This is a genomic window from Pseudanabaena cinerea FACHB-1277 (genome assembly GCF_014696345.1).
GTDB classification, from domain to species: domain Bacteria; phylum Cyanobacteriota; class Cyanobacteriia; order Pseudanabaenales; family Pseudanabaenaceae; genus Pseudanabaena; species Pseudanabaena cinerea.
Window position 1 is genome coordinate 90,614 of record NZ_JACJPY010000001.1, and the last position, 26,078, is coordinate 116,691.

The window sequence follows — 26,078 nt, forward strand, 5'->3', positions numbered from 1 at the left end:
TATAACTTGAAAATGCTTAAAAAATAACATGAAATGATAAAGATATTTATAGATCTTAATTATGCTTCGTGGTTACTCATCAACACCAAGCGATCGCCTGATCCCAAGGCTTATGCACTGCGCCAAACTCATTGCCAAGATAACGGGCAGGTTTCAGGATTTCGGAATTGAGTAACTGTTCTACGGGTACGGGCATGGTTTCACGAGTATGTGAGCTAACCCTATTTTACATTTAGCGCGATCGCGATTTCATTTCATCACGGGTAAACAGATGTTAGCGATCGCAAAACAAGTAAAATAAGAGCATTACGAACAATGTAGATTTTTATGGCATACAGTGACTTCACCTTTAGTAAAGTCAAAGAAGCTTTTCAGTTAACCATTGACGAAAAGACAAATCTTTTTGCAAATACAGCTAAAGTTGCACCTTCCCAAATCTTGACGACACTGCTACAAGAAAACCTATCCTTTGCGATCGCCGTTGGTACTGAAAAAGCAAGATCGGAATTTATCATTGCTCAGGTATTGGGGGAAGTGCGTCGCCAATTGAATTATAAAATTTCATTGTTTTCTGGTTCAGAGTTTACGGTCGATCGCGATCGCGGATTGACAGGGTTTTGCGATTTTTTATTGAGCAGTTCTGAAGAACAGTTAGAAATCACATCTCCTGTAGTGATTATTATTGAGGCAAAGCGAGAAGATATTTTTGGTGGTGTCGGTCAATGTATTGCGGCGATGGTGGCGGCGCAAATCTTTAACGAACAACATCATAACAAAATCCCAATTATTTATGGAGTTGTTACTAGTGGCACGAATTGGCGGTTTATTAAACTAGAAAAAAATTTAGTCCAGATTGATGCGATCGAATACTACATTAGCGAAGTGGATAAGATTTTAGGAATATTATTAGAACCATTGCGATCGGTTTCTCAGCTTGTAAGTGTTTAAATTGCTGTAAGCAGTAATTTTAGTTAAAAACTAACATTCTCATAAAGATCATGGTTTACCTACAATAGTTTGCTGATGGATGTTTACAGGTAGTCATAAATCTCTGGCACACTGAGCGATCGCGTAGAGTTTCCAGTCCGCACATAGAGTTCAACTCCTTTTTCTGACTTGAGAAATGCAGCTTGTTTGGCTTTGCGGACATACACGCCGCAAATATCTTAATCGTTGATATGGATTTAAGATCGTTGATAGCTTTTGGGGTAATCTTTAGTTGTAAAAGAAATTTTTCAAACTGTTGATATTGGGGGTTTTCAGCCGTAAGTTTACGCATGGCGCGGCGAGTTTTAGACTCAATTACGGCGAGTTGATTGTTTACTTCATCAGAAATATCGTGAGCAGTCTTAGAAACAATTTCTATTAGCTGTTTGTAGTTACTATGGGAAACCTGTGCGATCGCTGCTTTTTCATTGGCTCTCTGACTAGCGATGCCCTGTTGTAACTTTTCAAGGTCATTGACAATTTCCTTAACAAGAGGGTGTTCTCCTTCCATTCTCTTAAGCAAGCGATAGGATATTGATCGCAGTACTGCTATTTCGTTACCAATTTTGTGATACATGGCACGATAGAGCATTTCGATATCATCAATTTGCTCTTCATCGGCTCCAAATAGTTCGTAAGAAGTTTCTTCATCAGCGTTAAGGGCGATCGCTTTCATAGCTTCAGCATAGCGAGATGGGTTTTCTTCAATTAGATTAATTGCTGATTGATTATTGATATTGTATGCTATGGCAATGCAACTATTGTAAGCTGAGAGGCGATAATAATTGTTCAAACTGGTAAGATATAATCGAATAGGTTTACGGATTAAAATCATAGAAAATTTATGATTGCAACAGACACCAAAAAAAAAGCAAATAATGAAAACGAGATAATAGAAACGGATGATGACACCTTAGAAGAAGATCAAGGTGAAGAAGGGCTATATCCTTACGATCCTACTGAAGCAGATATTGATATTCGTGAAGACCCTCAAACTGTTTTCGAGTTGATGCGAAAATATGATCATGGCAAGCTAATTATTGAGCCTGATTTTCAGCGCAATCTGGTTTGGGAAAGAACGCAACAAAGTAAGTTTATTGAATCAGTTATTTTAAATTTCCCCATACCTCCCTTTTATGTCAATCAAACAAGAGAGGGAAAATATATAGTTGTTGATGGACTACAACGCACTAGCACTTTGTATGAATTTGTAAATAATGGATTTAAGCTTCAGGGATTAGAGGCACTTAAAAAATTAAATGGGTATAGTTTCTCTGATTTGAAAAATCTATCGGGAGACTATCAAACAAAAATTGAGGATAAGAAACTTAACCTTTATGTAATTAGACCATCGGTTCCTTCTAAGGTTGTTTATGATATTTTCAATAGGATTAATACAGGTGGAACTAATCTACAACGTCAAGAAGTACGAAATTGTATATTTTTAGGTAAATCCACACAGTTACTTAAAGAGTTAGCTGAGTCAGATGAGTTTAAAGTTGCGATTAATCAAGGTATTTCACCCAAGAGAATGAAAGATAGGGAAGCAGTTTTAAGATATCTGGCTTTTAGGATTTTTGACTATGAAAAAGATTATCAAGGTGATATGAGTAATTTTCTAGAAACTGCAATGAAAAAGATAAATACAATGAAGTCATCAGAAATTGAGTCTTTAAAAGATGATTTTCAAAGAGTTATGAATATTACTTATGAGTTCTTTGGTAAGAGAAACTTTCGTTTGCCTACGAATCAAACTAGAGGGAAAATCAGCATTGCAATTTTTGAGTCAGTAGCTTATTTCTTCTCTATTAAAGAAGATTTGTTTTTAAAACAACATAAAACACAAATCATCGATAACTTTGAAAGGCTTATCAAAAATGCAGATTATTTAGACTCTGTAAAAAATGCTACTAGTAGTAAGGCTAAAGTTATTAGTAGATTCAACCTAGCTCAGGAAATTCTAGGAGATATAAAATGATAACTCAAATAGAAATAGAAAATTTCAAGTGTTTTAAAAATAGAGTGTCTTTCCCTTTAGGGAAGTTAACCTTATTAACAGGTATTAATGGCAGAGGTAAATCAACTTTACTTCAATCATTGTTACTGATGAGACAATCTATCGAGCATGATGAAAGTACTAGTAAAATCCTTTTGAATGGTAGTTGTGTTAATTTAAATAATTTTGACGATGTTCGGAATAAAGATACGATAAAAGATAAACCAATAATATTCAAATATTATTATAAATCTGTAAACTTAGGAAATGGATATTTTGAATATTGTTTTATTGAAAATGATGATGAAATGACATTATATATTCCACAGTTAACTTTTTATTCCGAAGCAAAATTTAGATTTGAAAAATTGATTTTTAATACATTATTTGATAATAAAATAGTTTTTCGATGTGAACGTCAAGAAAATTTTTTATATAGAAAAGATTTTAATTTAACTATTTTTACAAACTTATTAAATTTAGTTCCTAGTAAATTTAATTTCACTCATATAAACGAAGTACTTGAAACGCTAGTGTCACCTTTTGAATCTGTTTTAAATTTTAATTTTATTCATTACATCTCTGCCGATCGCATTGGACCAAAAGACTTTTATCTTAAATCAACTCTAGATAAATTCCCCAATGTTGGGGCAAGAGGTGAATTTACAGCTAATTTACTCTATAAAAAACAAGATGATTTAGTTGATGATAGACTCTGCTTAGGTGAAGATGCGAAAACCCTTATTACACAGACAGAAGCATGGCTAAGTAAAATCTTCGGTGGTGCAAAACTTGAAATACCTAGTTCAAAAAGCAGTGTTCTAGAATTACTATTTAATACAAGTGCATCAAAGGATCGGTTTAAACCTGCAAATGTAGGCTTTGGATTTCATAGCGTTCTACCAATTATCGTTTCAGGATTAATCGCCAAAGAAGGTGAAATATTAATCGTGGAAAATCCCGAAATACATCTACATCCAAGAGCGCAATCTGAGTTAACTAAATTCCTCGCTAAAGTTAGTAGTTGTGGAGTACAGGTTTTAGTTGAGTCCCACAGCGATCATATTTTAAATGGTTTACGCATAGCAGTACTTGACAAAATAATTGATTCAGAAGATCTAAGTATTCTATATTTTCAAAACGATTTAGAAAGTCCAGTTGTGCAAATACCCGTACAATCAGATGGTGGTATCGAAGAATGGCCAGATGACTTCTTTGATCAGACATCCAAAGATTTTGAAAGACTTTTTGGTATTTAAATATGGAAATATTTACCAATGAAGTTTCATTGGAAGGACAATATACTAGCGAATCGGAATTTGTTAGTGCAATCAAAGATTTTATTGAAATATTTAAACTATTAAATAAAAAGACAAATAATAAACAAGTTTACAAAGAAGATAGTAAGTTATTTGTTAACTATAATGCTATTAGAGAATCAAATTTTAGTGCTAGCCTCAATATAATCAAAGACAAATCTTTAAAGCAAGCCTTTGTAGAAATAGTATTTAACAAGCAAAATCCTAAAGAGTGGCGAAAAGAGCAGTTACACTGCCCTAACGATTTATTTGATTACTTGAATAATGAAACATCCAAAAATGTAAATGATACATCTTTAGCGGAGATTTCAGAAAGATCTCTAAGGAATAAAGACTCAATTTATTTAGTCATAAATTTTAAAAATTCAACTTTTAATTTATTGCATCCAGATATTAAAGATTGCTGCATAATTCCAATCATAAAAAATAATGACGAAACACAACTCATTAAATTAGATGGAATTGACAGCTATTTAGCACTACAAAATTGGCTAGAAGTAAAATTAAGCTTAAGCAGAATAGAATATGATCTTTTGTCAAAATACCCACCTAAAGACCAACAAACAATATTGAGAGATACTCAGAGATTTCAAAAAACACAAAATATTTATGATGGAAGAACTATATATCGTGAAATTCTAAATGATCGGTATTGGTATGTAGATAATCTTCATTTTGGTCAGGCATCGCATATTGAGGTTTTTAACGCCCAAGGAAACCATATTGGTGAATCTGATTTAGAGGGAAATATTGATGAGACAAAAAAAGATTTAAATAAAAAGATCTTCTGAGGATATAGCGATCACTAGGCTATCTATTCTTAACACTACCTGCCCTCCTTCATCTAATCACAATAATATTTCACAATTATAGTGATATAAATTTCAGGACAGGTGCGCGGCTAACAGGCGATTAGTTATAATCAGCATCATGGTCAATTTTTAGGAGGCGATCGCATATGGTTTTAGCAGCTACTAAGCGATATACCGCAACAGAATATCTAGCCCTAGAGGACAAAGCCGAATTTAAAAGTGAGTTTATTAACGGAGAAATTATCCCAATGGCAGGAGCTTCCGCAAATCACAATAAAATCGCCTTAAATTTATGTCGGTTATTACCGCTAGTAATCGGTAATCAAACCTATGAAATATTCATGAGCGATATGCGTCTATGGCTTCCTGAATATAGTCGTTATACCTATCCTGATGTGATGGTTGTCGCTGGCGAGCCAATTTTTGTTGATCAAAAGCAGATGGAAGTTACTAATCCCTGCTTGATTGTGGAGATTCTATCTGGCTCCACTCAAGCCCACGATCATGATAGTAAATTCCGTCAATATCGCTCTATTCCTAGCTTTCAAGAATATATTTTGGTTTATCAAAATGGCTATGAAGTTGATCACTATGTGAAGGAATCAGATGATCGATGGATTTTGACAACCTATAGGGGAGAATCTGCTGTGATCAAACTTTCTTCAATCCAGTTAGAAATTAGTTTGCGAGATTTGTATAGGCGTGTGACGTTTGATTGATTGTGTACGCTCAAAATACTCTTCTTCCCACATCACATAGCTGTTACGCGAACCGCAATTTTTGCGCCGCTCCACACCTAAAGCTCAAAAACCCATCAGGAATAACAGGAACTCTAGGATTTACGCCAGTAGTGTGATAGATACCCATATCCACCCCAAAGTACCAATCATCAAGATTTTTCCAAATATATTCTAGTAGGAATAACAGTAAATTTGGGACAAAATTCTGATCTTCGTTATCCACAGGCGTATCATCAGAATCTGGTAATTCGTCACTGGTGGGTAGATGTTTGAGATCGATTTGTAGCATCGGAATCACCGCAAAAGTATCTTAGCTATCTAACGGATATTATAGGAGACTTTTCTCTAAAATTTGACATCTTCATAAAGCTCGGCAAATTTCCCTTCAAAATTGATGCTCGACAATTGGAATTTATCTTGCTCTCCAGAGTATGACTTTAACAGCCAAAGTCCATCTTGATTGCGGCAGAAACAGTCAAGGCGCTGGCGTTTGGTGTTGACTAGGACATATTCTTCTAGAGTTTCTATTTGTTGATAATCAGCAAATTTGTCACCACGGTCGAATCCTTCGGTAGATTTGGATAGAACTTCGATAATTAGTTTTGGATATCTCTTTTGATTTTGTGATTCGGTATCTCTAGGATCGCAAGTTACCATAACATCTGGATAATAAAAACGGTTCAATGAATCGATTCTCGCTTTCATGTCAGAAATATAAACACGACAGCCTGATCCTCGTAAATGATTACGAATCATCATAAAAGCATTACTTGCGATCGTCACATGAGGATCGTTTGCGCCAGCCATTGCATAAACATATCCATCGATATATTCATGTTTGATTTCGCTTTGCTCTTCCATTTCGAGATATTGGTCGGGAGTTATGTAATCAAATTTTGGTGTTGCAATCATGATTTATTTACAATAGTTGGCTGATAGGTGTTTACAGATAATCATAAATCTCTGGGACGCTGAGCGATCGCGTTGAATTTCCAGTCCGCACATAGAGTTCTAATCCTCTTTCTGATTTGAGAAATGCGGCTTGACTGGCTTTGCGGACATACACGCCGCAGATATCTTGATCGTTGATTTTAGTAAAACGGATTTTTAGATAGGGGAGAAACTTGATTCCTATTTTGTTTTTGATTAGTTCTACCAGATGACGTTCAAAGTTATCGAGGGTGCGATTACGCGGATCTTTAAAGGACTGAATATCTTTCTCTAATCCAAACAGGTTTCCATTATCTTCAACACCAATGATTACTGTCCCACCTTCAGAGTTCAGGAATGCAGCAATACTCTTGAGGACACTATCTTGCAATTTTTCATTTTTGGTGTTTTCGCGGACATCCCATTGCAGAGAGCTTTTAAACTCTAGGGTATCACTTTCGCCTAGTTGAATTAGTTCCTCGATAGAACGTAGATCGCCAATTTTTTTAATCGTGGTGGTAAATCGTCTGAGTTTGCGTTCTTCTAGTTTTGTGAATAGTTCTGTTTCACTATCCGCAAAGTCGATGACAACTTGATTGGCGATCGCAATGTATTGTCCCCAATATTTGGCTTCAAGATCCTGCTGATTTTCTGCAAACCATTGTTGATTGGAGAGATTGCCCCAGCGATTGAGATAGGCGATCGCCTCTTGAATGGAATCATTGAGGGTATCAAAGGCGTTACCTGTGGGCGGATTTTTGGATATGTAGTCCCAAGCCTTTGATTTCCATGCGCGATAGCAGTCTTCTAAGGACTCATTGGCGGTAAAAATAATCACGACTGAGGATAGGTTGCGCTGTTGCACCCAATCGAGAATCGTAAAACCTGCATCAGCCTCATCGTACATTCGCATATCCGAAACTATGATATCAAAAGGATCTGCCAGTTTTTCTAATGCCTCTGCGGTGGTGGTGGCGGTGACTATTTCCTCATAGCCAAAGTCTTCGCGTAGCCACATTAGCAACTCATTCAAGTTATCGGCTCGGTCTTCGATTACTAGGAGATGGGCGTTTTGAGTTTGCATGATTCTCTGTTTTTTGAATGATTTTACAATGCTTTGCTAGAAGACATTTGACTATAAATATGGCAAATATATCTGAAATCTTACCCCTTTACCTGCTTCGCCGACTTCTCGGATTTGTCCACCCATTTTTTTGATGGTTTTACGGGCGATGAATAGTCCTAAGCCACTACCCTTGTCTTCGGGGGATGTGGTTTTTAGGGGTTGGAAGATCCAATCTTTTTTATCGTTTGGTACGCCTTGACCGTTATCTTTAAATTCGATGTATAAAAATTTGCGATCGCCAGGGATGGTCGGACTGCCTACGTCCATAGGATTGTCCATATCGCTAGAATACATACGGATCGATAAATTAGGGTTGCCGTGATTATGCTTGAGTGAATTTTCCACAAGTTCATTGAGAATGCTTTTAATTTTCTCTTCATCACCATTAAATTCTGCGTCTGGATTACGAATGTCAAGACGAATCCGCACACCATCGATGCGCGGTTGGCTTGTCCAGTTGGCTGGCTCCCATTTTTCAAATAATTGATGCACTAAAAAGCGATTTCTCCGAATGGTTTTGCCTTCATTAATGGATTTAAGATCGTTGATAGCTTTTTGGGTAATCTTTAGCTGTAAAAGAAATTTGTCAAACTGCTGATATTGGGGATTTTCATCCGTAAGTTTACGCATGGCGCGGCGAGTTTTAGACTCAATTACGGCGAGTTGATTGTTTACTTCATCAGAGATGTCATGGGCAGTTTTAGAAACAATTTCTATTAGCTGTTTGTAGTTACTGTGGGATATACCTGCGATCGCTGCTTTTTCATTGGCTCTCTGACTAGCGATGCCCTGTTGCAACTTTTCAAGGTCATTGACAATTTCCTTAACAAGAGGGTGTTCTCCTTCCATTCTCTTAAGCAATCGATAGGAAATTGACCGCAGTACTGCTATTTCGTTGCCAATTTTGTGATACATGGCACGATAGAGCATTTCGATATCATCAATTTGCTCTTCATCGGCTCCAAATAGTTCGTAAGAAGTTTCTTCATCAGCATTAAGGGCGATCGCTTTCATAGCTTCAGCATAGCGAGGTGAGTCTTCTTGGATTTTGAGTAATAGGTTAATTGCTTCTTGACTATTGGGATTTGTTGCTAAAAGGCTACGGGCAGCATAGAGAATGGTTTTATCTTGTTCGTCTGAGTTAGCGATCGCTTCTTCAAAAAATTGTTTTCCTAAGTCAATTTGAGCTAATCGATAATACAATCGCCCAAGATTTAATCTAATAATGTTGGCGTGATAAGTCTTTTGTGTGGCTAATTCAATTGCCAAAAGTTGTGTAAGAGCTTCCTTAATATTGCCTTCTGCTTCAAGTTGTTTGGCATACTGCAATCGAGCATAGGAATCATTTGGGCAAAGTTCGATTAGTCGCCACCATGAACAGGATTGAACTAGGGCATTTGCATAGCTGTTTAATGTGCGGACATCACTTCTATCTAATTGTAAGCATTGTTCAAAGAAATCAGAAGCGCGTTGATATTGTCCTTGCAGTACTAAGGCATTTGCATAGCTAACCAATGTACGGATATTACTTTTATCTAATTTTAATGAAAGCTCAAATAATTCATTAGCATTTTGATACTCTCCTTGTTTGACTAGAGCATTTGCATAGCTGTTTAATGTAAGAATATCATTTTTATCTAATTGTAAGCATTGTTCAAATAATTCATTCGCCTGTTGATATTCTCCTTGTTCTACTAATGTATTTGCAAAACTAGTTAATACACGAAAATTATTTGGCTCTAATTTTAAGCATTGTTTAAACAACTCAGAAGCACGTTGAAATAGTCTTTGCTGCACTAATGAATTGGCATAGCTGGTTAATGTGCGGACATCATTTCTATCCAGTTGTAGGCATTGTTCAAACAATTCATTAGCATACTGATATTCTCCTTGCTCTACTAACGCATTTGCGTAGCTGTTTAGTGTAGGAATATTATTTGGCTCTAATTGCAATGAACATTCAAATAATTCACTAGCCTGTTGATACTCTCCCTGTTGTACTAACGAACTTGCATAGCTGTTTAGCGTGCGAAAATTATTTGGCTCTAATTGCAATGAATATTCAAACAATTCACTAGCCCGTTGATACTCTTCTTGTTTTACTAACGCATTTGCGTAACTGTTTAGTGTGCGAAAATTATTTGGTTCTAGCTTTAAGCATTGTTCAAATAATTCAGAAGCACGTTGATATTTACATTGCTCTACTAATGCGTTTGCATAGCTATTTAGTGTAGGGATATTATTTGGCTCCAATTGCAATGAATATTCAAACAATTCGCTAGCCCTTTGATACTCTCCCTGTTGAGCTAACGAAATTGCATAGCTATTTAGTGTGCGAAAATTATTTGGTTCTAACACTAAGCATTGTTCAAACAATTCACTAGCACGATGATACTGTTCCTGTTGTGCTAACAAAATTGCATAGCTATTTAGTGTAGGAATATTATTTGGCTCCAATTCTAAACATCGCTCGAACAATTTAGAAGCTCTTTGATATTCTTCTTGTTGAGCTAAAGCATTTGCATAGCTGTTTAAAATGTAAACATTATTTTTTTCTAATTGTAAACATTGTTTAAATAATTCACAAGCACCTTGATATTCTCCTTGTTGCACTAATGCATTTGCATAACTAGTTAAGGTAGGAGTATTATTTTTATCTAACTGTAATGAATGCTCAAACAATTCATTTGCACGTTGATATTCTCCTTGTTGCACTAATGCATTTGCATAACTAGTTAAGGTAGGAACATTATTTTTACTTAATCGTAAGCATTGTTCAAATAGCTCATTCGCTTTTTGATAAGCGCCAGCCATTGCTGCTGCCCTACCATATGCTGAAGTAATGCTTAAATTATTTGGTTCAAGTTCTAAGCCATGTTCAAAAAGTTCAAACACTCTTGTAAAGTTTCTCTGATGATTTAAAACTTTAATGTAACTAAAAATATTTTTAATGCTGTCTGGCTCTAATTTTAAGCACCTTTCAAATAATTCACTTGCTTTACTATATTGGTTAGTATCTCTCATTGCCTTAGCATAATCTGCAATAATTTCAGCATTATTCGGATAAATCACTAGAGCTTGATCAAATAATGCGATCGCCTCTTCTAACTTCCCTGCCTTAGCTAAATCTCTAGCTTTTCTACTCAGTTCAGTTGCCTTCGCTAACTCACCAGAATTAACTACTTCACTAGAAGTATCTATCTCATTTGTACCTTGCAAAGTAAAACCACTCATAACAAAACCATGCTTATCCTTAACTCATATTCCAAAGCGATATCGCCTACAAACGAACTAAGTACGAAATTTATTTTCAAGAAATATCACGTTACTACCCAAATATAACAAACATTTCAGAAAACTCAATGCCCTTAATCTAGCGGCACATCTTTCGGCTTTTCCCCAGTGGTGAGATAGCGCTGTCTTAATCAAACCACAATAATACTCCACGGTTAAAGCGATATAAATTACAGGACAGGTCAGCGACTAACAGGCGATCGCCATTTTGATCACAACGCTTTACTCGTCATCAATACCAAGCGATCGCAACTTTGCCAATAACGACTCCACCTGTTTGTGAGCGGCATCAGCCCGTTTTCGCCCAATCATAGCCCTTTGTTGTGCAATGTCAGCTTGAACCTATAATTCAGCTAAATCTTACACAGATCATCCTCTGGCGGATGCAGCCCTGTTTGAGTCCAAAGAAATCTTGTGCTTCTGCAATATTGCAATTAATTACTAATATCTATATAGCCTTCAGGACATTTAGGTGTAGCAGTCAGTTGAAACTTGGCGGGAGTTTTGGTCGGGGTTTTACTCTCGCAGAGAAGATTGAAAGTTGTGGGTTCCGATAAATTACCTTTTAAATTTGCAGTGTAAACCAAGCCTATATAGGACTTCAAGTTATTTTTTTTGGGAAGGCTAATCTGTTGGACTGCCTTTTTAGGATCGAGAACGATAATTTGATATTTGTAATTTTCAGACTCATCCCGAATGCCAATTGATAAGGCGGCAATCGTACTAGCAAATTTACCAGTTTCCAAAAAAACAGCTTGCTGAGCGCGATTCATCGTGCCAACATAGGTCTTAGCCTCACGCTCCGCTTTATTTTTTGCAGGGCTTTGAGGGGGAATAAATTCAAGTTTTGGGGCTAAATTTGTGTCACTGGAAACTTTGGTTAAAGAAAGCAAATCAGGCATGAAGAATTTGCCCACAATTTCGGGATTGTAAGAATTTTGCAAAATCGCTGGAATGAATAGCTGCTGAATTATTAACTTACCTTTAGGGTCAATAGTAAAAGAAGTTCTCGCGCCAAAGCTGCCTTGGTAAATATCTAGATAGACTTTTCCATTGATATTATTGATTTGATATTCTGCTCGAATGGCGGTCTGTTTTGTTCTGTTAATCAAATAGAGTTTGCCATCGGGGGCAAATAGAAAAATCAAAGAATCGTCATCACTTGCATCACCATCACGGAAAGGAGCAGTTATTTCCCATTGTCCAAGTAATTGCTGTGATTCTGGCGATGTTCCTGAAGATGTTCCTGAAGGTTCGCTAGCGATCGCCTGTAAGTCTTGTAAGCTTAGGTGAGGATTAGTTACTGGAATTAAATAATTAATTCCCAAGGCGATCGCTAAGGTAGCAGATAAATTAACAAGCGATCGCTGAATTTTTTTTGATAAAGAATATTTCATGGATTTAGATTTTTGGGCAGAGCGCAAAGCGATGTAATATTCGCCAATATAATAAATCATGACAATAAATCATGACAAGCTTAACTAATAGATAGATAATTAGATAGATAATTATGGTGCAGTCACTATTGGCAACTATATCGACTTTCAACTTGGCAATCAGTCAATCCAATTTACCTTTTTCCATATATCAAGCGATGGATATTGGGGAATATTGGCTTGTTGACTATTGGGTAGTTCAGTTATTTTGAGTAGCAATTACAGCGTCCTAATTTTAGGCATAGCCGCCCTCCTCGATCGCCTAATTGGTGATCCGATCAATTGGCTGCATCCTGTGCAGGTAATGGGATGGCTGATTGCTAAATTTACAGAAATAGTCACGGTTAATGATGCAGTTAATTCACGGCGATCGCCGCGTTTTGCCCCGCAGATCATGAGAGCCTTGGGAATCGTTTTGGGATTAGGTTTAATAATTGGTTCAGGGCTTATGACTTGGTTGCTATTGGCGATCGCGGCACAGGTGCATTCAGGCTTAGGAATAGCGATCGCTAGTATGTTATTAGCTGCTTGCTTTGCAGGGAGAAGTCTCCGCGATGCTGCCGAATCGGTTTTAACAGTATTGGCAACGGGAGATTTAGAACAGGCGCAACAACAACTTAGTTACTATGTGGGAAGAGATACCGCCAACCTATCAGAATCAGAAATTTTACGCGCCATTTTGGAAACTGTCACCGAAAATGCGATCGATGGCGTGACCTCGCCCCTGTTTTATGCGATCGTGGGTTCGCTAATTTGGGACTATGGCGGTGTGGTCGGGGCGATCGCCTACAAAGCCGCCAGTACCCTCGATTCGATGGTGGGCTATCGGGAAACGCCGTACAGCGATTTAGGATGGTTTAGTGCTAAGACCGATGATGTTTTGACTTGGCTGCCCTGTCGCCTCACGGTTCTTACCCTTGCCCTTGTTTCTGGTCAACCCCTCACAGTTTGGCGGATCTGCCAACGGGACGCAAAGCAAGATCCTAGTCCTAATTCTGGGTGGAGTGAATGCGTCTATGCTGCCATTTTACAAGTACAGCTAGGCGGCGAAAATTACTATCGCGGTGTGGTTAAGTCCAAACCATTGCTTGGTAATCCCATTGAGGCGATCGCCCCTGCCAAAGTTCAACAGGCACTCAGCCTAACTCGGCTATGCTTTTTAATATGGTTAGGCTTATTCCTATTGTTATTCTTCTTGTTGCCAAATCTTTGGCAATGGTTCCATCATAACTGGGCGTAACCTGCGGCGCTAGGTTGTCACCGATAGCGATTTGCAAAGCACTGTATGATCAAGGGGAATTAGAATCTAAAAAATACAATGCAAGATCAAGAAACAAGCTGGCAGTCACTATTTCTAGTAGCAATATTAGGAATCTTGGCAGTGCTTAGCTTCAACTCATTTGTAATCGTTAACCCAGGTGAAGCGGGGGTATTAAGCGTTCTCGGCAAAGCCAAGGATGGCGTACTTCTTGAAGGCGTGCATTTTAAGCCACCAGTGATCTCACAGGTAGATGTTTATGATTTGACGGTGCAGAAATTTGAAGTGCCTGCCCAAAGCTCTACCAAGGATCTGCAACAATTGACTGCAAGTTTTGCCATTAACTTTCGCCTTGACCCCATCGAAGTGGTGACGATCCGCCGTAGCCAAGGGACTTTGCAAAACATCGTTGCCAAAATCATTGCACCGCAAACCCAAGAATCCTTTAAGGTGGCCGCCGCTAGACGCACCGTTGAGGAGGCAATTACCAAACGGGACGAATTAAAACAAGATTTTGATGAGGCACTAAGCCAACGATTGAGCAAATATGGCATCATCGTTTTAGATACAAGCGTGGTGGATTTGAATTTCTCGACAGAATTTTCTAAGGCTGTAGAAGAGAAGCAAATTGCCGAACAACGCGCTCAAAGGGCTGTCTATATTGCCAGAGAAGCAGAACAAGAGGCTGAAGCAACAATCAATCGGGCTAAAGGTCAAGCGGAAGCGCAAAGGCTCTTGCGCGAAACCTTAACCTCTGAACTGTTGCAAAAACAGGCGATCGAAAAATGGGATGGCAAGTTTCCGCAGGTGCTAGGCGGTAATGGTGCTGTGCCTTTTCTCAATCTAAATGTGCAGCCGCAGTAAATAAAAATTGGGACACCTATGGTGTCCTAGTTTTTGATTAAATCAACAAGCAAATCAAAGCCAATGAATACGATGCAGCCGTCTTCTTTAGAAAATAAGCGCCGTAATCCTCTGCAACAGTTACAGCAAAATGCCGAATTCACAACCATTGCTGCCGAGGATTCGATCCCTTTGCGGGTGATGGTGCAGATTTTTGTATTTATCAGTATTGGCGCGATGGATGCGGTGGCGAGTTCGGGCAATAGTGCTTGGGCAATTCCCCTGAGTGCGATCGCCGCCGTATGGGCATATTACGCTAGGCGCAAGCGCAATGTGGTGGTGAAATTTTTCATCGCGATCGCCATGATAGCGATGTTGGTGGTATTTCTGAACGATCTCGTTCGCAATACCGATGAAACAAGGCTATTACTGGCAAGATTATTAATTCAGTTGCAAGTGCTGCATAGCTTTGACTTACCGCGCCGTAAGGATTTGGGCTATTCCATTGTGATCGGGCTGATCTTGATGGCTTTGGCTGCCACCTTGAGCCAGACGATGATATTTGCCCTGTGGTTAATGGCTTTTCTATTGGTAGGTTTGCCGATTCTGCTCCTTGACCATCGCTCACGGCTAGGACTGCCCACAATTAGCTTTCAGCCCCAAAAGATGGGCATATCGATTTTGCCACTTTCAGGTCTATTAGCGATCGTCTTGGTGCTAGGTTTAACGATTTTTGCTTTTTTACCCCGTTTACCAGGCTTCCAATTACGGAACTTTCCTGTGAGTGTTAACTTGGCGGTAGAGCGGCAAATTCCCCGTGGGGGCATCCTGTCGCGGCAACAGCAAAATCAGCAAAATCAACAAAATCAGCAAAATGGCAATATCATCGGCACGAATGGCACGGGTGATGCCAATGGCAATAATCCCATTGATTCGCTGCCGCCCCTGTTTGCCCCTGAGATTGATACGGCTTCGACTGGCAAGCAAATTAGCGCTCAACGTCAACCTGAACTGATGATGCGGGTGCGATCGCAGGCAGAATTATTTTGGCGGGTGATGTCCTATGACGAATTTACGGGCAAGGGCTGGCGGATCTCACGCAATAACCCCGAACAGATTCGCACGATTCGGCGTAGTCCTTTTAACTATGAGTTTTTCTTGCCCTTTCCCCCCTATGGGCTGAGCTTATTGCGCCGCGATCGGGCGATTACAGCCCAAGAAGTAATTCAAACCTACACCATCACCTCACCCAACTTTCCCAATCTTGTCCCCGCCGCTTCGGAACCCAGTCGCATCTTTTTCCCCAGTGAGGAGTTGGACGTGGATCAAGAAGGAATGATCCGATCGCCTGCGCCTATTCCGCCAGATTTTACCTATACCGTAATTTCTAATGTGATGGAGCGCAACCCCAAGTTATTGCGCCAAGTCCCCAATGAATACCCCAAGTCAATTACCAAATATTATTTGCAATTGCCGCCGAACCTGTCGCCATCGGTACGCGATACCGCCGTCAGTTTCTTAGGAAATGCCAAGGATAGTCAAGGCAATCCTGTTAATTTTGACAATATATATGACGTGGTGGTGCAGGTTGCCCAAGGGGTCAAGGGTAGCTATGCAGTCAAATCCTTAAACTTTGATCCTGCCAAGGGGGATTTGGTATCGCAGTTTGTGGCGCAGGGTGGCGGCGAAGAAAGTCATTTTGTGTCCACCTTAGCGGTAATGTTGCGATCGCTAGGTATTCCCACCCGCTATGTGGTGGGCTTTGCCCCTGGCAAGTTTAATCCCTTCACAGGGCTGTACGAAGTTCAAAATATTGATACTCAGTCCTTAGTGGAAGTGTTTTTCCCATCCTATGGCTGGATCAGCTTCGATCCTGTACCCGGTCGCCCCCTTGTGCCGCCATCCATTGAAAATAATCGCACCTTCGGGGTAATTCAAACCTTTTGGAGTTGGCTCACCAGTATCTTGCCTAGCCCCGTCAACAACTTTTTTGCGGGTCTATTTGAGAATATTGTGAAATTCTTGAGTGGGATTGTCAGTTGGCTAATCGAGATGGGTTGGGCTGGCTTAGCATTAGGGGTAGCGATCGTCTTTGGCATCGGTATCGGTGGTTGGGCGCTCTGGCAGGCGCTGATCACTTGGTGGGAATATCAGCGTTTGCAAAGAATGCCATTGCCACAGCGTAGTTATCAGCTTATGCTGCAATGGCTCAAGGAGCAGGGCAAGCCCAAATCCCCCTATCAAACGCCCCAAGAATATGCGGTCAGCCTCAGCGATCGCGTCTCTGCCACCCAATCCGCCGCGATCGCCAAGATCACGCAGATCTATCAAGACTGGCGCTATGGCAATCGGGCGATCGATTACGAGCTATCGCAGGAGCTAAAACAACTGCTCAGTCAACTAAGGGCAAAAATTTAGACTTACCGTAATTTGTAGCGCTGTAAGCGCTGCAAATTACAAAACTTTGTGATTTTATTACAAAGTCTTGGTGCATTGACCGCTTTTGGTACACTAGATGGCGAATATATTAAATTTTTTATTTTAATTATGAGTGTAGTAAGTCAAGTTTTAGAAAGAGCCGACGAAGAACTCCGTTATCCGACTATTGCGGAATTGCAAAGTGTGCAGAACTTCCTTGCCACTGGCGCTCAAAGAATAAGGATCGCCACCACCTTGGCAGAGAGTGAAGATAAAATCGTCAAAAAAGCAACCGAAGATCTATTTAGAATTCATCCTGAATACATTTCCCCAGGCGGTAATGCCTATGGTCAGAAACAACGCGCTCAATGTGTGCGTGACTTTACTTGGTATGTGCGCCTGACAACCTATGGCGTTTTGGCAGGTGACAAAGACCCCATCGAAAAGATCGGCATCATCGGTGTACGTGAAATGTACAACTCCTTGGGTGTGCCTCTAGTGGGTATGGCAGATGGTATCCGTTGTCTCAAAAATGCGGCGATCGCCCTCTTGAGCAAAGAAGATGCCGCCACGGCAGAGCCTTACTTCGACTACATTATTCAAGCAATGTCTTAACAATGATAAAGGCGGCGCATCGCGCCGCCTTTATCGTTTATTATTGCGCCAATCGCTGGGATGCTAAATACTTATCGGGAGCCGATGGGTCAAAGGTGACACCATCAAAAAATGTTTCAACTCCCCTAGAAGTGGTGTTGGGAATAATTGTGTCAGGCACACCGATCGCCCTTGCAGCTTGCCGCCACAGATCCTCACGATTGACCGCATCGATGGTTTCCTTAGTTTCAAACTTTTCGGGTAGCCTATGCCATCGGCGATATTCGGTGAGAAACCACAGATCATGGCTTTTGTATGGATAGGAAACGGAGATGCCATTGCTTGACCAATATTTGAGAGCTAGACTAGGCGTGTTTTTTGGGGATCTTGGGGATTGCTCGCGCTGACGGCGATCGCGATTGACAAAGAAACGATTTTTTAAAAGTTGGGCAGATATTTTCAATGGTGCATTTACCAAATCAGCGCTATCGGTCAAATTAAAAGCAAGCATAGTGTTGAGTTGGTTCCAATTGGCAGGATCATCGCACCAGATTTGCGCTTCCATAATTGCTTGCATCAAAGCTTGAGTGGCGATCGGGAATTTATCAACCCAATCGGCACGCATGGCAATCAATTCCCCAGGATAATTTTGCCAAATATCGGCAATGGTGATCGCTGGTTCTGCCAAGTTTGCCGATGCCAATTGCCAAGTTTGCCAACTATTGAGACAGAGCAAATCTGCTTGGTTTTGTCGCACCTGCTCTTGGATTTGTACTGGTGGAATTGCCATAATTTCCATATGGCGATCGGGAATAATCGTCATCGCTGATAACCAATAGCGCAGCCATAGATCATAGTTATCACCAGCCTCGGCGATCGCACTTTTAATCGGACTGCCCAAAAATCTTGCCACATCTTGAAAGGGCGCAAAGGCGGCTCTCTGTAACTGCACGGCAAAGGGCTTCATTCTTTGAGAAACTGAGATATAGCCGCCATTGGTATGCAGACGCATCAATATATACATCGCCGTTTTGCGCGTATAGCGATTAATTACGCCTTCATTGAGCAGTTCTGGCAGAGGACTACATAAATGGCTACCATCTAGACCGCCCGTATTTGTTCCTAGTTCTGTACCTAGCTCTAGGCGATCGCAAATACTTTGCCATGAGGTAAGCGGCACTAACTGCACATCGGTTAAACCATATTTGGCAAAGATATTCTGTTTTTGGGCAACTAGAAGTGGTGCAATTTCAAGGGAGGGAATGAAACCGATGCGTACCGATGGCACTTCGGCTTGGCTAGAAATGGCTCTTGGTGATAGCTGCCAAGGTTGGCTAACTGGAGGCTTGGTATTGCAATTTTGCAGTAGCGCTCCCCCAGCCGCTAAGCCCAACAGATTTAAAAATTTCCGACGCGATCGCCGTGACTCGTAGCTCATACCGCATCACTGTTTTGGCTGTGATTGCTATCATGATACCAAATTAAAAAATGGCATAGCCATTTTTTAATCGGAAACCCCTTTTACCACTCCCCATTATGTCGAAACTAACCAGACGCGAATTTATGGCGATCGGCAGTCTGACGGCTGGCTTTGCGATCGCTGTGCAACCCATTTCGGCAAAGACTGTCACCACTGATCCAAGAGGTTTAACCTTTGGCGAGGTCAAAATCTCTACCTCCAAGGGTTTGATTCCCGCCTTTCGTGCCATGCCAAATGCTGGCAAAAACTTTCCTGTGATTTTGGTGATTCAAGAGATTTTTGGCGTTCATGCCTATATTCAGGATGTTTGCATGAGGCTTGCCAAATTAGGATACTTAGCGATCGCCCCTGAAATGTTCTATCGCCAAGGCGATGTTTCTCAATTGACCGATATTACCGAAATTCGCAAAGTGGTGAGCAAAGTGCCTGATGCTCAGGTGATGTCTGACCTTGATGCCACCGTTGCATGGGCGGCGAAGTTCTCTAAAGGCAATATTGATAAGTTAGGAATTACAGGCTTTTGTTGGGGCGGCAGGATCACATGGCTCTATGCAGCCCATAATCCCAAAGTTAAGGCAGGGGTGGCTTGGTATGGCAGGTTAGTGGGTGAGTCAACACCGCTCACACCTAAACATCCTGTGGATATTGCCAGTAGCTTGCGTGTGCCTGTACTTGGTCTCTATGGCGGTAAGGATACGGGCATTCCCTTGGATACGGTGGAACAAATGCGCGATCGCCTCAAGGGATGTTCGCAAAATTCTGAAATCATCGTCTATCCTGAAGCTCCCCATGCGTTCCATGCTGACTATCGCCCTTCCTATCGCCAAGCCGATGCTGAGGATGCTTGGCAAAAAATGCAAGACTGGTTTAAGAAGAACGGAGTGTAAACGAAAAAGAGCGCTATGCGCTCTTCTTTATTTACCAAATCAAGGCTAGATCCAACACAAATTCGGGCAGAACTTCTTCACCTGAGAGAAAATCAGGAGATTGCAAAATTTCTACAGGTTGACCAATGCGATATATTTCCACCTGTCTATCTCTTCGGTTAATCAACCAGCCTAGCCTTGCGCCATTGTCTTGGTATTCCTGCATTTTTGCCTGTGTCAGCGATAGGCTATCGCTAGGGGACATTAGCTCAATTACAAAGTCTGGACAGATCGGCGCAAATTTTGATTGTTGCTCAGGCGTAAGCGCTTCCCATCTTTCCTTCTTAATCCATGAGACATCAGGCGATCGCATGGCTCCATTAGGCAATATAAATCCTGCCGAAGAGCCAAAGGCAACGCCAAGATTTTTTCTTTGATTCCAATTCCACAGGGAACTGCCTAAACCTAAGTTACGCATTCCTGTATCGCTACCTTCGGGAGCCATGATCGTAATATCTCCTTGAGCGCCACGCTCGAATCTTAAATCACGGTTTTGTTGACAGAGTTGAAATAGTTTTTCGTCTGTGAGTTCAATAATTGGCTCAAGGCTAATGGTGAGGGCGTTCATATTGTTTACCCCAAGATTTGCGAGTGTAATCTATTTTAAGCGGCAATATGAGAAATTTTTATCTATGATGATGGTAATGAATTTTTTCAAGTAATCTCACCGTGAGCATGGGTTTATGGCTTTTGCAGATGGCTGGCTGATTGATGGCACAAATTACCAATACAGAATCGTCAAGGTAATTGGTGAGGGTGGTTTTGGGATTACCTATTTGGCGAAACGCAATGATGGCTCAGATGTGGTGGTCAAAACCCTCAATGACAAAATGCAAAATGAGCGTGATTTTAATGACTTGCAAGCCAAGTTTATGAAGGAGGCGTTTTTTCTGAAGGGCTGCAAGCATCCGCATATTGTGAAAATTTTGGATATTTGCCAAAGTGTGAATCTTTGGTGCATGGTGATGGATGCGATCGATGGTGAGACTCTGTGGGAAAGAGTCGAAAAAAAGGGGGCTTTGCCTGAGTCGGAGGCTTTGGGTTATATTCAGCAAATTGGTAGTGCGTTGGAATATATGCACAATCTTGATGAGCCACTTTTACACCGCGATCTCAATCCGAAAAACATCATGATTCGGCGGCAAACAAAAGATGCAGTGTTGATTGATTTTGGTTTAGCGCGGGAGTTTGTGCAGGATAAGACGGGTAAGCATACGGCAATGGCTTTTCCAGGATTTGCGCCGATTGAGCAGTATGACTATAATGCTAAGCGTGGGGCGTATACGGATGTCTATGGGTTGGCGGCGGCGCTCTATTTTGCGTTGACTGCGGAATGTCCTACGCCTTCTTTTAATATCGTAGCAGGGGTAGCACTAGTTCCACCGAGACGGATTCAGCCAAATATTGATGGTCGGGTGGAGAAGGCGATTTTGCATGGGATGAAGTTGAAGGCAAGCGATCGCCCACAATCAGTACAAAAATGGATTGATGAACTAATTCCACCACCTCCCAAACTGCCAAAACCACCTAAGGCGACCGTCAGACAAACATCAACATCTTCTATCATCAAAAATTCTACTTGGATTGCTTTGGGTTTGAGTTTTACGATTTACGCTGCAACTGGAATCGCTCTTGCTATTGCTCAAGCAAAATCAGCAGTTTGGTTACTTCTAGTTGAGTCAATTGTGATGATTTCTCTCTCTCCTTTGGTTGGTGACTGGCTCAATGGATTAGAAAAGCAAGGCAAACTAAAGGGATTTTGGAAGAAATTTTTAGTTGTATTTGCGATCGCAGGCATCAATGCCATACTTTCAACTTTGGCGCTTAATCAAGTAGCGATCGCCTATGATAAGAATTTTTCTTTTCAAGAGTTATTAATCATTGGGGCTGTGGCTTGGGGGGGGGGTGGGTTTGGGACTTTGGCTGCGACTTGGAGTTGGGCTTGGGCTATGGCTTGGGCTGTGGCTTGGGGGATGTTAGCTGGTACTGGGACTTGGGCTGTAGCTGCGGCTGTGTCCACATCTGTGGCTATGAATTGGGCTGTGACTGTGGCTGTGGCTGTAGCTGCGGTTGTGGCTGGGTCTAGTGAAGAACTACTTGAATCTGTCGGGAAGTGGAAAGCAACAATGATCCTTTTTGCGACTGGATTGGCGGCTTTGGGCGTTGGTTTGCTGGTCAAAGTTCTCTTTGTGCGGTGAATAAGTGAGAACACGGATTAGACGGATTTAGGGATGACGCGGATTTTTAGATATGCCCAGATCTCCGACTTTTTTTGTGAAGTTGCAAATCCCCTTCGCTTGCATAGAAAAAATCGTAGATCTCAACCCACCCTTGTGTTTTAAGTGTGAATCTACACAGCTACTCAAAATCCGTGAAATCCAATAATCCGTTTAATCCGCGATTCCGACCTTTTATTTCCCAGTCAAAGATCTCGATAAACTTCACGGCGATGACGCACATAATGAATCAAAATACATTTAGTCAGCAAATCTACCTCATAAACTATGCGATAATCCCCAACTCGAATGCGGTAGAGTCCTTCGGTTCCCTTTAATTTAAGCGATTGAACAGGCAAAGGCTCATTAGCTAACTCCTCAATACGAGCCAAGAGACGATCGCAATTTTCTGAAGATAGCTTACGCAGATCCTTCTCAACCGATGGCTGAAAATTAATTTGATAGGGTTCCATTGAGACTTAGCCTTTTTTTCATATCAGCTAAACTTATAGACTGTTGCGATCGCCTTTCAGCAACAACCGCCAAATCGTGAATATCTTCCAACATCTGCTCATATAGCGCAATATCCAAAATCACGGCTGTTTTATTACCGTTAGCATCCACAATGTACTGCTCTTGACCTTTCTCTAATGTGACTTTAGACATATATCAACCGATTAGAATGTATCTTAATCTTTAGGCTAACATAAACATCAATGACCACACAACAGGGCGATCGCTATTAACGCTCACCGCTTTGCGCTCAAACCCAAACATCGGTAATTGCTGAAGTTTCTATCTTCCCGTAACCCCTGCGGTACAATAAGACGAAGTAAATCATCGTAATTAAAACCTAAAGCTAGAAACTGAGATTCCCACTTATCGTATTACTTATCTTATTTTTTTATGATTGAGCATGATGTGTTAATTGTTGGTGGTGGTCTCGCAGGCTCTAGAGCCGCCCTTGCAGTTGCCCAAAACTATCCCCATTTGAGCGTTGGACTGATTTCTAAGGTGCATCCGATCCGATCGCATTCGGTGGCGGCACAAGGGGGCATGGCAGCATCCCTCGGCAATGTTGACAATGATGATTGGCTTACCCATGCCTTCGATACGGTCAAGGGTTCCGATTACCTTGCCGACCAGAATGCTGTGCGGGTGCTAACCCAATCTGCGCCCGAAGTGATTATTGATTTAGAACATTTGGGAGTACTATTTTCCCGTGCTGAAGATGGCAAAATTGCCCAAAGACCCTTTGGGGGACATACCTATAGCCGTGCTTGCTATGCTGCCGATAAAACTGGACACGCGATTCTCCATGAATTGATCATGAATCTCCGCAGGTTAGGCGGCAAGATCTATCAGGAATGGTATGTGATGCAGCTAATTTATGAAGATGGTATGGATTCCCATAGTCAACAAGTGAAGGGTGTTGTTGCCTATTGTTTGGAAACATCAGCGATCGAAGTATTTCGGGCAAAGGCAGTATTGCTTGCTACGGGCGGCTATGGACGCGCCTTTAATACTACTTCCAATGACTTTGCATCGACAGGTGATGGACTGGGGCTGACGGTGAATGTGGGCTTACCTTTGCAGGATATGGAATTTGTGCAGTTCCATCCCACAGGCTTATATCCTGTGGGCGTATTGATTTCGGAAGCAGTGCGGGGGGAAGGTGCTTATTTAATCAATGATGCTGGCGATCGCTTTATGGCAAACTACACCATCAGCAAAAACCGCATGGAACTATCGCCCCGTGATATTACATCGCGCAATATTGCCTGTGAGATTAGGGAAGGAAGGGGCATTAATGGCGGCAAGTATGTACATCTGGATGTGCGACATCTGGGCAGAGAGAAGATTTTAAGTCGCATTCCCTTTGCCCGTGAGGAAGGCTTGCGACTGGCGGGGGTAGATTGCATCGATCATCCTTTGCCTGTGCGTCCAACGGTGCATTATTCCATGGGAGGCATTCCCACCAATATTGATTGCCAAGTGATTGGTATCGATAGTCAGCCGATCGCTGGTTTTTTTGCGGCGGGTGAATGTGCCTGTGTGTCAGTGCATGGCGCAAATCGCTTAGGTGCAAACTCCCTATTGGAATGTGTGGTTTTTGGCAAACGCGCAGGGGAGCAGATGGGAGCCTATGTCCGCGATCGCCCCATGCCCAAACTCGATCCTAGTCCTTATATTGCCGATGCCACCGCAAGGATCAAGCATATTTTGGCAAAAACTGGCAATTCAAGGATCGCCGAGATAAGGCAGCAATTGCAGGACATCATGACCGAGCATTGCGGTATTTTTCGAGATGATCAAAGATTAAGAAATGGTTTAGAAAAATTGCAAGCAATTCGCGATCGCTACGAAAATGATCTTTTAATCGATGATCATGGTGCAGTTTTTAATATGGAGCTGATGCAGGCGATCGAATTGGGCAATTTATTTACCGTTGGCGAAATCATTATGTCCAGTGCGCGTTCGCGCCAAGAGAGTCGGGGCGCACATTCTCGCGAAGACTATCCACAACGCGATGATGCCAAATATCTCAAACATACCCTTGGGTATCGCCAAGATGGTACAGTGAAAACTAGCGATCGCCCCGTTGATATGAGTTTAAAAGCCATTGACAGCGATCGGTTTACGCCCCAAGAGCGAAAATATTAATCAACTATCAATCAACTCAATCAACAAAAGAATTACTACGTACTACTCTTGTTGATAAATGTCCTTCACTCCTAAAAAATACCGTGGCGATCGACGAATATATCCAGAGACTAAATCAAGGCGTAGCATCTTGGAACCAATGGCGAGAAGCCAATCCCAACCTGCGTGGACTTGACCTGAGCGAAATCCATTTAGATAATCTTGAACTCTCAGGCATTGACTTGAGTATGGTCAATTTACGTGGGGCGAAAATTACTAATGTAAACCTATCCTCTGCAAATTTGCGCGGAGTTGATCTGAGTATCGCCAGTTTCCAAGATAGTAACCTTACTAATGCCAACCTTAGTGCTGCATACCTCAGTATGGTTGACCTAAGCGCCACAAATATTAATCATGCCAACCTCACTGGTGCAGATTTGCGCGGCTCTAATCTCCGCCAAGCCAATCTTGACCATGCTGATCTATCCGCCGCTAAGCTAAATATGTCGAATATGGCGGCGGCAAGTATGATCGGCGCGATCGCGATCGGCGCAAATCTTAGCCGCGCTGACCTCAAGGAAGCGAACCTTGCAGGCAGTGACTTTAGCCGCGCTAATATGAGTGAAACTGACCTATCCTATAGCAATCTCAATGTATCGACCCTAGTGGGCGCGGATCTGATTGGGGCAACTTTGATCGAGATCGATCTCAGTGAGTCAAATATGAGTCGTATCAATTTAATTGGCGCAAATCTCTATCGGGCAAATCTCTGTGGCTGTGACCTAATAGGCGCGGATCTGCGTGGGACAAATTGCCGTGATGCCTATTTCATCGGAGCCGATTTTAGTCGGGCTGACCTCAGCCGAGCGGAGTTTATGGGTGCAAATCTCAGCAAATCAAATTTTACAGGCGCAAATACAGAAACCGCCGATTTTCAAGATGCAATTTTGCCTGATGTTTGGTAAATTTTACCTCGCCTTGTGCTATCGATTTGCATTCCTCATGGCATTGTGCAAATTTTGCCCCATGACAATATTGGCTTAGTTTTACAAACAATCCA

At 41.4% G+C, this 26,078-nt stretch carries 23 protein-coding genes and 1 pseudogene; 14 read left to right on the forward strand and 10 right to left on the reverse strand.

What is annotated here, in order from left to right; genetic code table 11:
- The first annotated feature begins 327 nt into the window (after window positions 1-327).
- Window positions 328-948, forward strand: coding sequence for a hypothetical protein (locus H6F44_RS00440; protein ID WP_190348944.1), 621 nt, complete (start codon window positions 328-330; stop codon window positions 946-948).
- Window positions 949-1,003: 55 nt separating this feature from the next.
- Here H6F44_RS00440 and H6F44_RS00445 read toward each other — a convergent pair whose 3' ends face one another.
- A complete protein-coding gene (locus tag H6F44_RS00445) occupies window positions 1,004-1,822 on the reverse strand; it encodes a hypothetical protein (RefSeq protein ID WP_190348945.1) in 819 nt (272 codons plus the stop codon).
- Between the two features lie 9 nt (window positions 1,823-1,831).
- Between H6F44_RS00445 and H6F44_RS00450 the strand changes: the two genes are divergently transcribed.
- From H6F44_RS00450 to H6F44_RS00465, 4 genes are all read left to right on the forward strand, one after another.
- The gene (locus tag H6F44_RS00450) at window positions 1,832-2,965 is read left to right on the forward strand and encodes a DUF262 domain-containing protein (RefSeq protein WP_190348946.1); all 1,134 of its coding nucleotides are present in this window, start codon (window positions 1,832-1,834) and stop codon (window positions 2,963-2,965) included.
- Entirely contained in the window at window positions 2,962-4,242 is a 1,281-nt protein-coding gene (locus H6F44_RS00455) for an AAA family ATPase (RefSeq protein WP_190348947.1), read from the forward strand. Before H6F44_RS00450 ends, H6F44_RS00455 begins: the two co-directional genes overlap by 4 nt.
- 2 nt (window positions 4,243-4,244) lie before the next feature.
- Complete coding sequence (locus H6F44_RS22730) at window positions 4,245-5,093, forward strand: hypothetical protein (RefSeq protein ID WP_199301923.1); 849 nt, start codon at window positions 4,245-4,247, stop codon at window positions 5,091-5,093.
- 167 nt (window positions 5,094-5,260) lie between these two features.
- Complete coding sequence (locus H6F44_RS00465; RefSeq protein ID WP_190348948.1) at window positions 5,261-5,833, forward strand: Uma2 family endonuclease; 573 nt, start codon at window positions 5,261-5,263, stop codon at window positions 5,831-5,833.
- 21 nt (window positions 5,834-5,854) lie between these two features.
- Here the strand turns inward: H6F44_RS00465 and H6F44_RS00470 are convergent.
- The 5 genes and pseudogenes from H6F44_RS00470 to H6F44_RS00490 form a co-directional block, all read right to left on the reverse strand.
- Window positions 5,855-6,143, reverse strand: a pseudogene (locus H6F44_RS00470) (hypothetical protein); the annotation flags it as partial.
- A 56-nt stretch (window positions 6,144-6,199) separates the two neighbouring features.
- Window positions 6,200-6,766, reverse strand: coding sequence for a Uma2 family endonuclease (locus H6F44_RS00475; protein ID WP_190348949.1), 567 nt, complete (start codon window positions 6,764-6,766; stop codon window positions 6,200-6,202).
- A 31-nt stretch (window positions 6,767-6,797) separates the two neighbouring features.
- On the reverse strand, window positions 6,798-7,868 hold the full coding sequence (locus H6F44_RS00480; protein WP_190348950.1) for an RNA-binding domain-containing protein: 1,071 nt from the start codon (window positions 7,866-7,868) through the stop codon (window positions 6,798-6,800).
- A gap of 51 nt (window positions 7,869-7,919) precedes the next feature.
- The gene (locus H6F44_RS00485; protein WP_190348951.1) at window positions 7,920-11,144 is read right to left on the reverse strand and encodes a tetratricopeptide repeat protein; all 3,225 of its coding nucleotides are present in this window, start codon (window positions 11,142-11,144) and stop codon (window positions 7,920-7,922) included.
- A 494-nt stretch (window positions 11,145-11,638) separates the two neighbouring features.
- On the reverse strand, window positions 11,639-12,661 hold the full coding sequence (locus H6F44_RS00490) for a type IV pilin-like G/H family protein (RefSeq protein ID WP_190348952.1): 1,023 nt from the start codon (window positions 12,659-12,661) through the stop codon (window positions 11,639-11,641).
- Between the two features lie 53 nt (window positions 12,662-12,714).
- Here H6F44_RS00490 and H6F44_RS00495 point away from each other — a divergent pair, with 53 nt between their 5' ends.
- The 5 genes from H6F44_RS00495 (at window position 12,715) to apcD (ending at window position 17,774) form a co-directional block, all read left to right on the forward strand.
- Window positions 12,715-12,852: a hypothetical protein gene (locus H6F44_RS00495; protein WP_190348953.1), complete on the forward strand. Its 138-nt coding sequence runs from the start codon at window positions 12,715-12,717 to the stop codon at window positions 12,850-12,852.
- Window positions 12,849-13,880 (forward strand): adenosylcobinamide-phosphate synthase CbiB, encoded by a 1,032-nt coding sequence (gene cbiB, locus H6F44_RS00500; protein WP_190348954.1) that lies wholly within the window; start codon window positions 12,849-12,851, stop codon window positions 13,878-13,880. Before H6F44_RS00495 ends, cbiB begins: the two co-directional genes overlap by 4 nt.
- Window positions 13,881-13,958: 78 nt before the next feature.
- Window positions 13,959-14,762 (forward strand): prohibitin family protein, encoded by an 804-nt coding sequence (locus tag H6F44_RS00505; protein ID WP_190348955.1) that lies wholly within the window; start codon window positions 13,959-13,961, stop codon window positions 14,760-14,762.
- A gap of 63 nt (window positions 14,763-14,825) precedes the next feature.
- Window positions 14,826-17,159, forward strand: a complete 2,334-nt coding sequence (locus H6F44_RS00510) for a transglutaminase TgpA family protein (protein ID WP_242016372.1) — start codon at window positions 14,826-14,828, stop codon at window positions 17,157-17,159.
- Between the two features lie 129 nt (window positions 17,160-17,288).
- Window positions 17,289-17,774 (forward strand): allophycocyanin subunit alpha-B, encoded by a 486-nt coding sequence (gene apcD / locus H6F44_RS00515; RefSeq protein WP_190349022.1) that lies wholly within the window; start codon window positions 17,289-17,291, stop codon window positions 17,772-17,774.
- A gap of 40 nt (window positions 17,775-17,814) precedes the next feature.
- On the opposite strand, the gene H6F44_RS00520 is transcribed toward apcD, so the two are convergent.
- Complete coding sequence (locus H6F44_RS00520) at window positions 17,815-19,191, reverse strand: CmpA/NrtA family ABC transporter substrate-binding protein (protein ID WP_190348956.1); 1,377 nt, start codon at window positions 19,189-19,191, stop codon at window positions 17,815-17,817.
- Window positions 19,192-19,289: 98 nt separating this feature from the next.
- Here H6F44_RS00520 and H6F44_RS00525 point away from each other — a divergent pair, with 98 nt between their 5' ends.
- Window positions 19,290-20,120, forward strand: a complete 831-nt coding sequence (locus H6F44_RS00525) for a dienelactone hydrolase family protein (RefSeq protein ID WP_190348957.1) — start codon at window positions 19,290-19,292, stop codon at window positions 20,118-20,120.
- 31 nt (window positions 20,121-20,151) lie between these two features.
- Here H6F44_RS00525 and H6F44_RS00530 read toward each other — a convergent pair whose 3' ends face one another.
- Complete coding sequence (locus H6F44_RS00530) at window positions 20,152-20,727, reverse strand: Uma2 family endonuclease (RefSeq protein ID WP_190348958.1); 576 nt, start codon at window positions 20,725-20,727, stop codon at window positions 20,152-20,154.
- A gap of 115 nt (window positions 20,728-20,842) precedes the next feature.
- On the opposite strand from H6F44_RS00530, the gene H6F44_RS00535 reads away from it, so the two are divergent.
- Window positions 20,843-22,357 (forward strand): serine/threonine protein kinase, encoded by a 1,515-nt coding sequence (locus H6F44_RS00535; RefSeq protein WP_190348959.1) that lies wholly within the window; start codon window positions 20,843-20,845, stop codon window positions 22,355-22,357.
- Window positions 22,358-22,581: 224 nt separating this feature from the next.
- On the opposite strand, the gene H6F44_RS00540 is transcribed toward H6F44_RS00535, so the two are convergent.
- Both H6F44_RS00540 and H6F44_RS00545 read right to left on the reverse strand, forming a co-directional pair.
- Window positions 22,582-22,848, reverse strand: a complete 267-nt coding sequence (locus H6F44_RS00540; RefSeq protein ID WP_190348960.1) for a type II toxin-antitoxin system RelE family toxin — start codon at window positions 22,846-22,848, stop codon at window positions 22,582-22,584.
- Window positions 22,829-23,041 carry a type II toxin-antitoxin system Phd/YefM family antitoxin gene (locus tag H6F44_RS00545; protein ID WP_190348961.1) on the reverse strand — a complete coding sequence of 71 codons (213 nt, stop codon included), beginning with the start codon at window positions 23,039-23,041 and terminating at the stop codon, window positions 22,829-22,831. The genes H6F44_RS00540 and H6F44_RS00545 overlap by 20 nt, the downstream gene beginning before the upstream one ends.
- A 240-nt stretch (window positions 23,042-23,281) precedes the next feature.
- Between H6F44_RS00545 and H6F44_RS00550 the strand changes: the two genes are divergently transcribed.
- Together H6F44_RS00550 and H6F44_RS00555 are read left to right on the forward strand one after the other, a co-directional pair.
- Window positions 23,282-25,039, forward strand: a complete 1,758-nt coding sequence (locus H6F44_RS00550; protein WP_190348962.1) for a succinate dehydrogenase/fumarate reductase flavoprotein subunit — start codon at window positions 23,282-23,284, stop codon at window positions 25,037-25,039.
- A gap of 83 nt (window positions 25,040-25,122) precedes the next feature.
- The gene (locus tag H6F44_RS00555) at window positions 25,123-25,983 is read left to right on the forward strand and encodes a pentapeptide repeat-containing protein (RefSeq protein ID WP_190348963.1); all 861 of its coding nucleotides are present in this window, start codon (window positions 25,123-25,125) and stop codon (window positions 25,981-25,983) included.
- Window positions 25,984-26,078 lie beyond the last annotated feature (95 nt).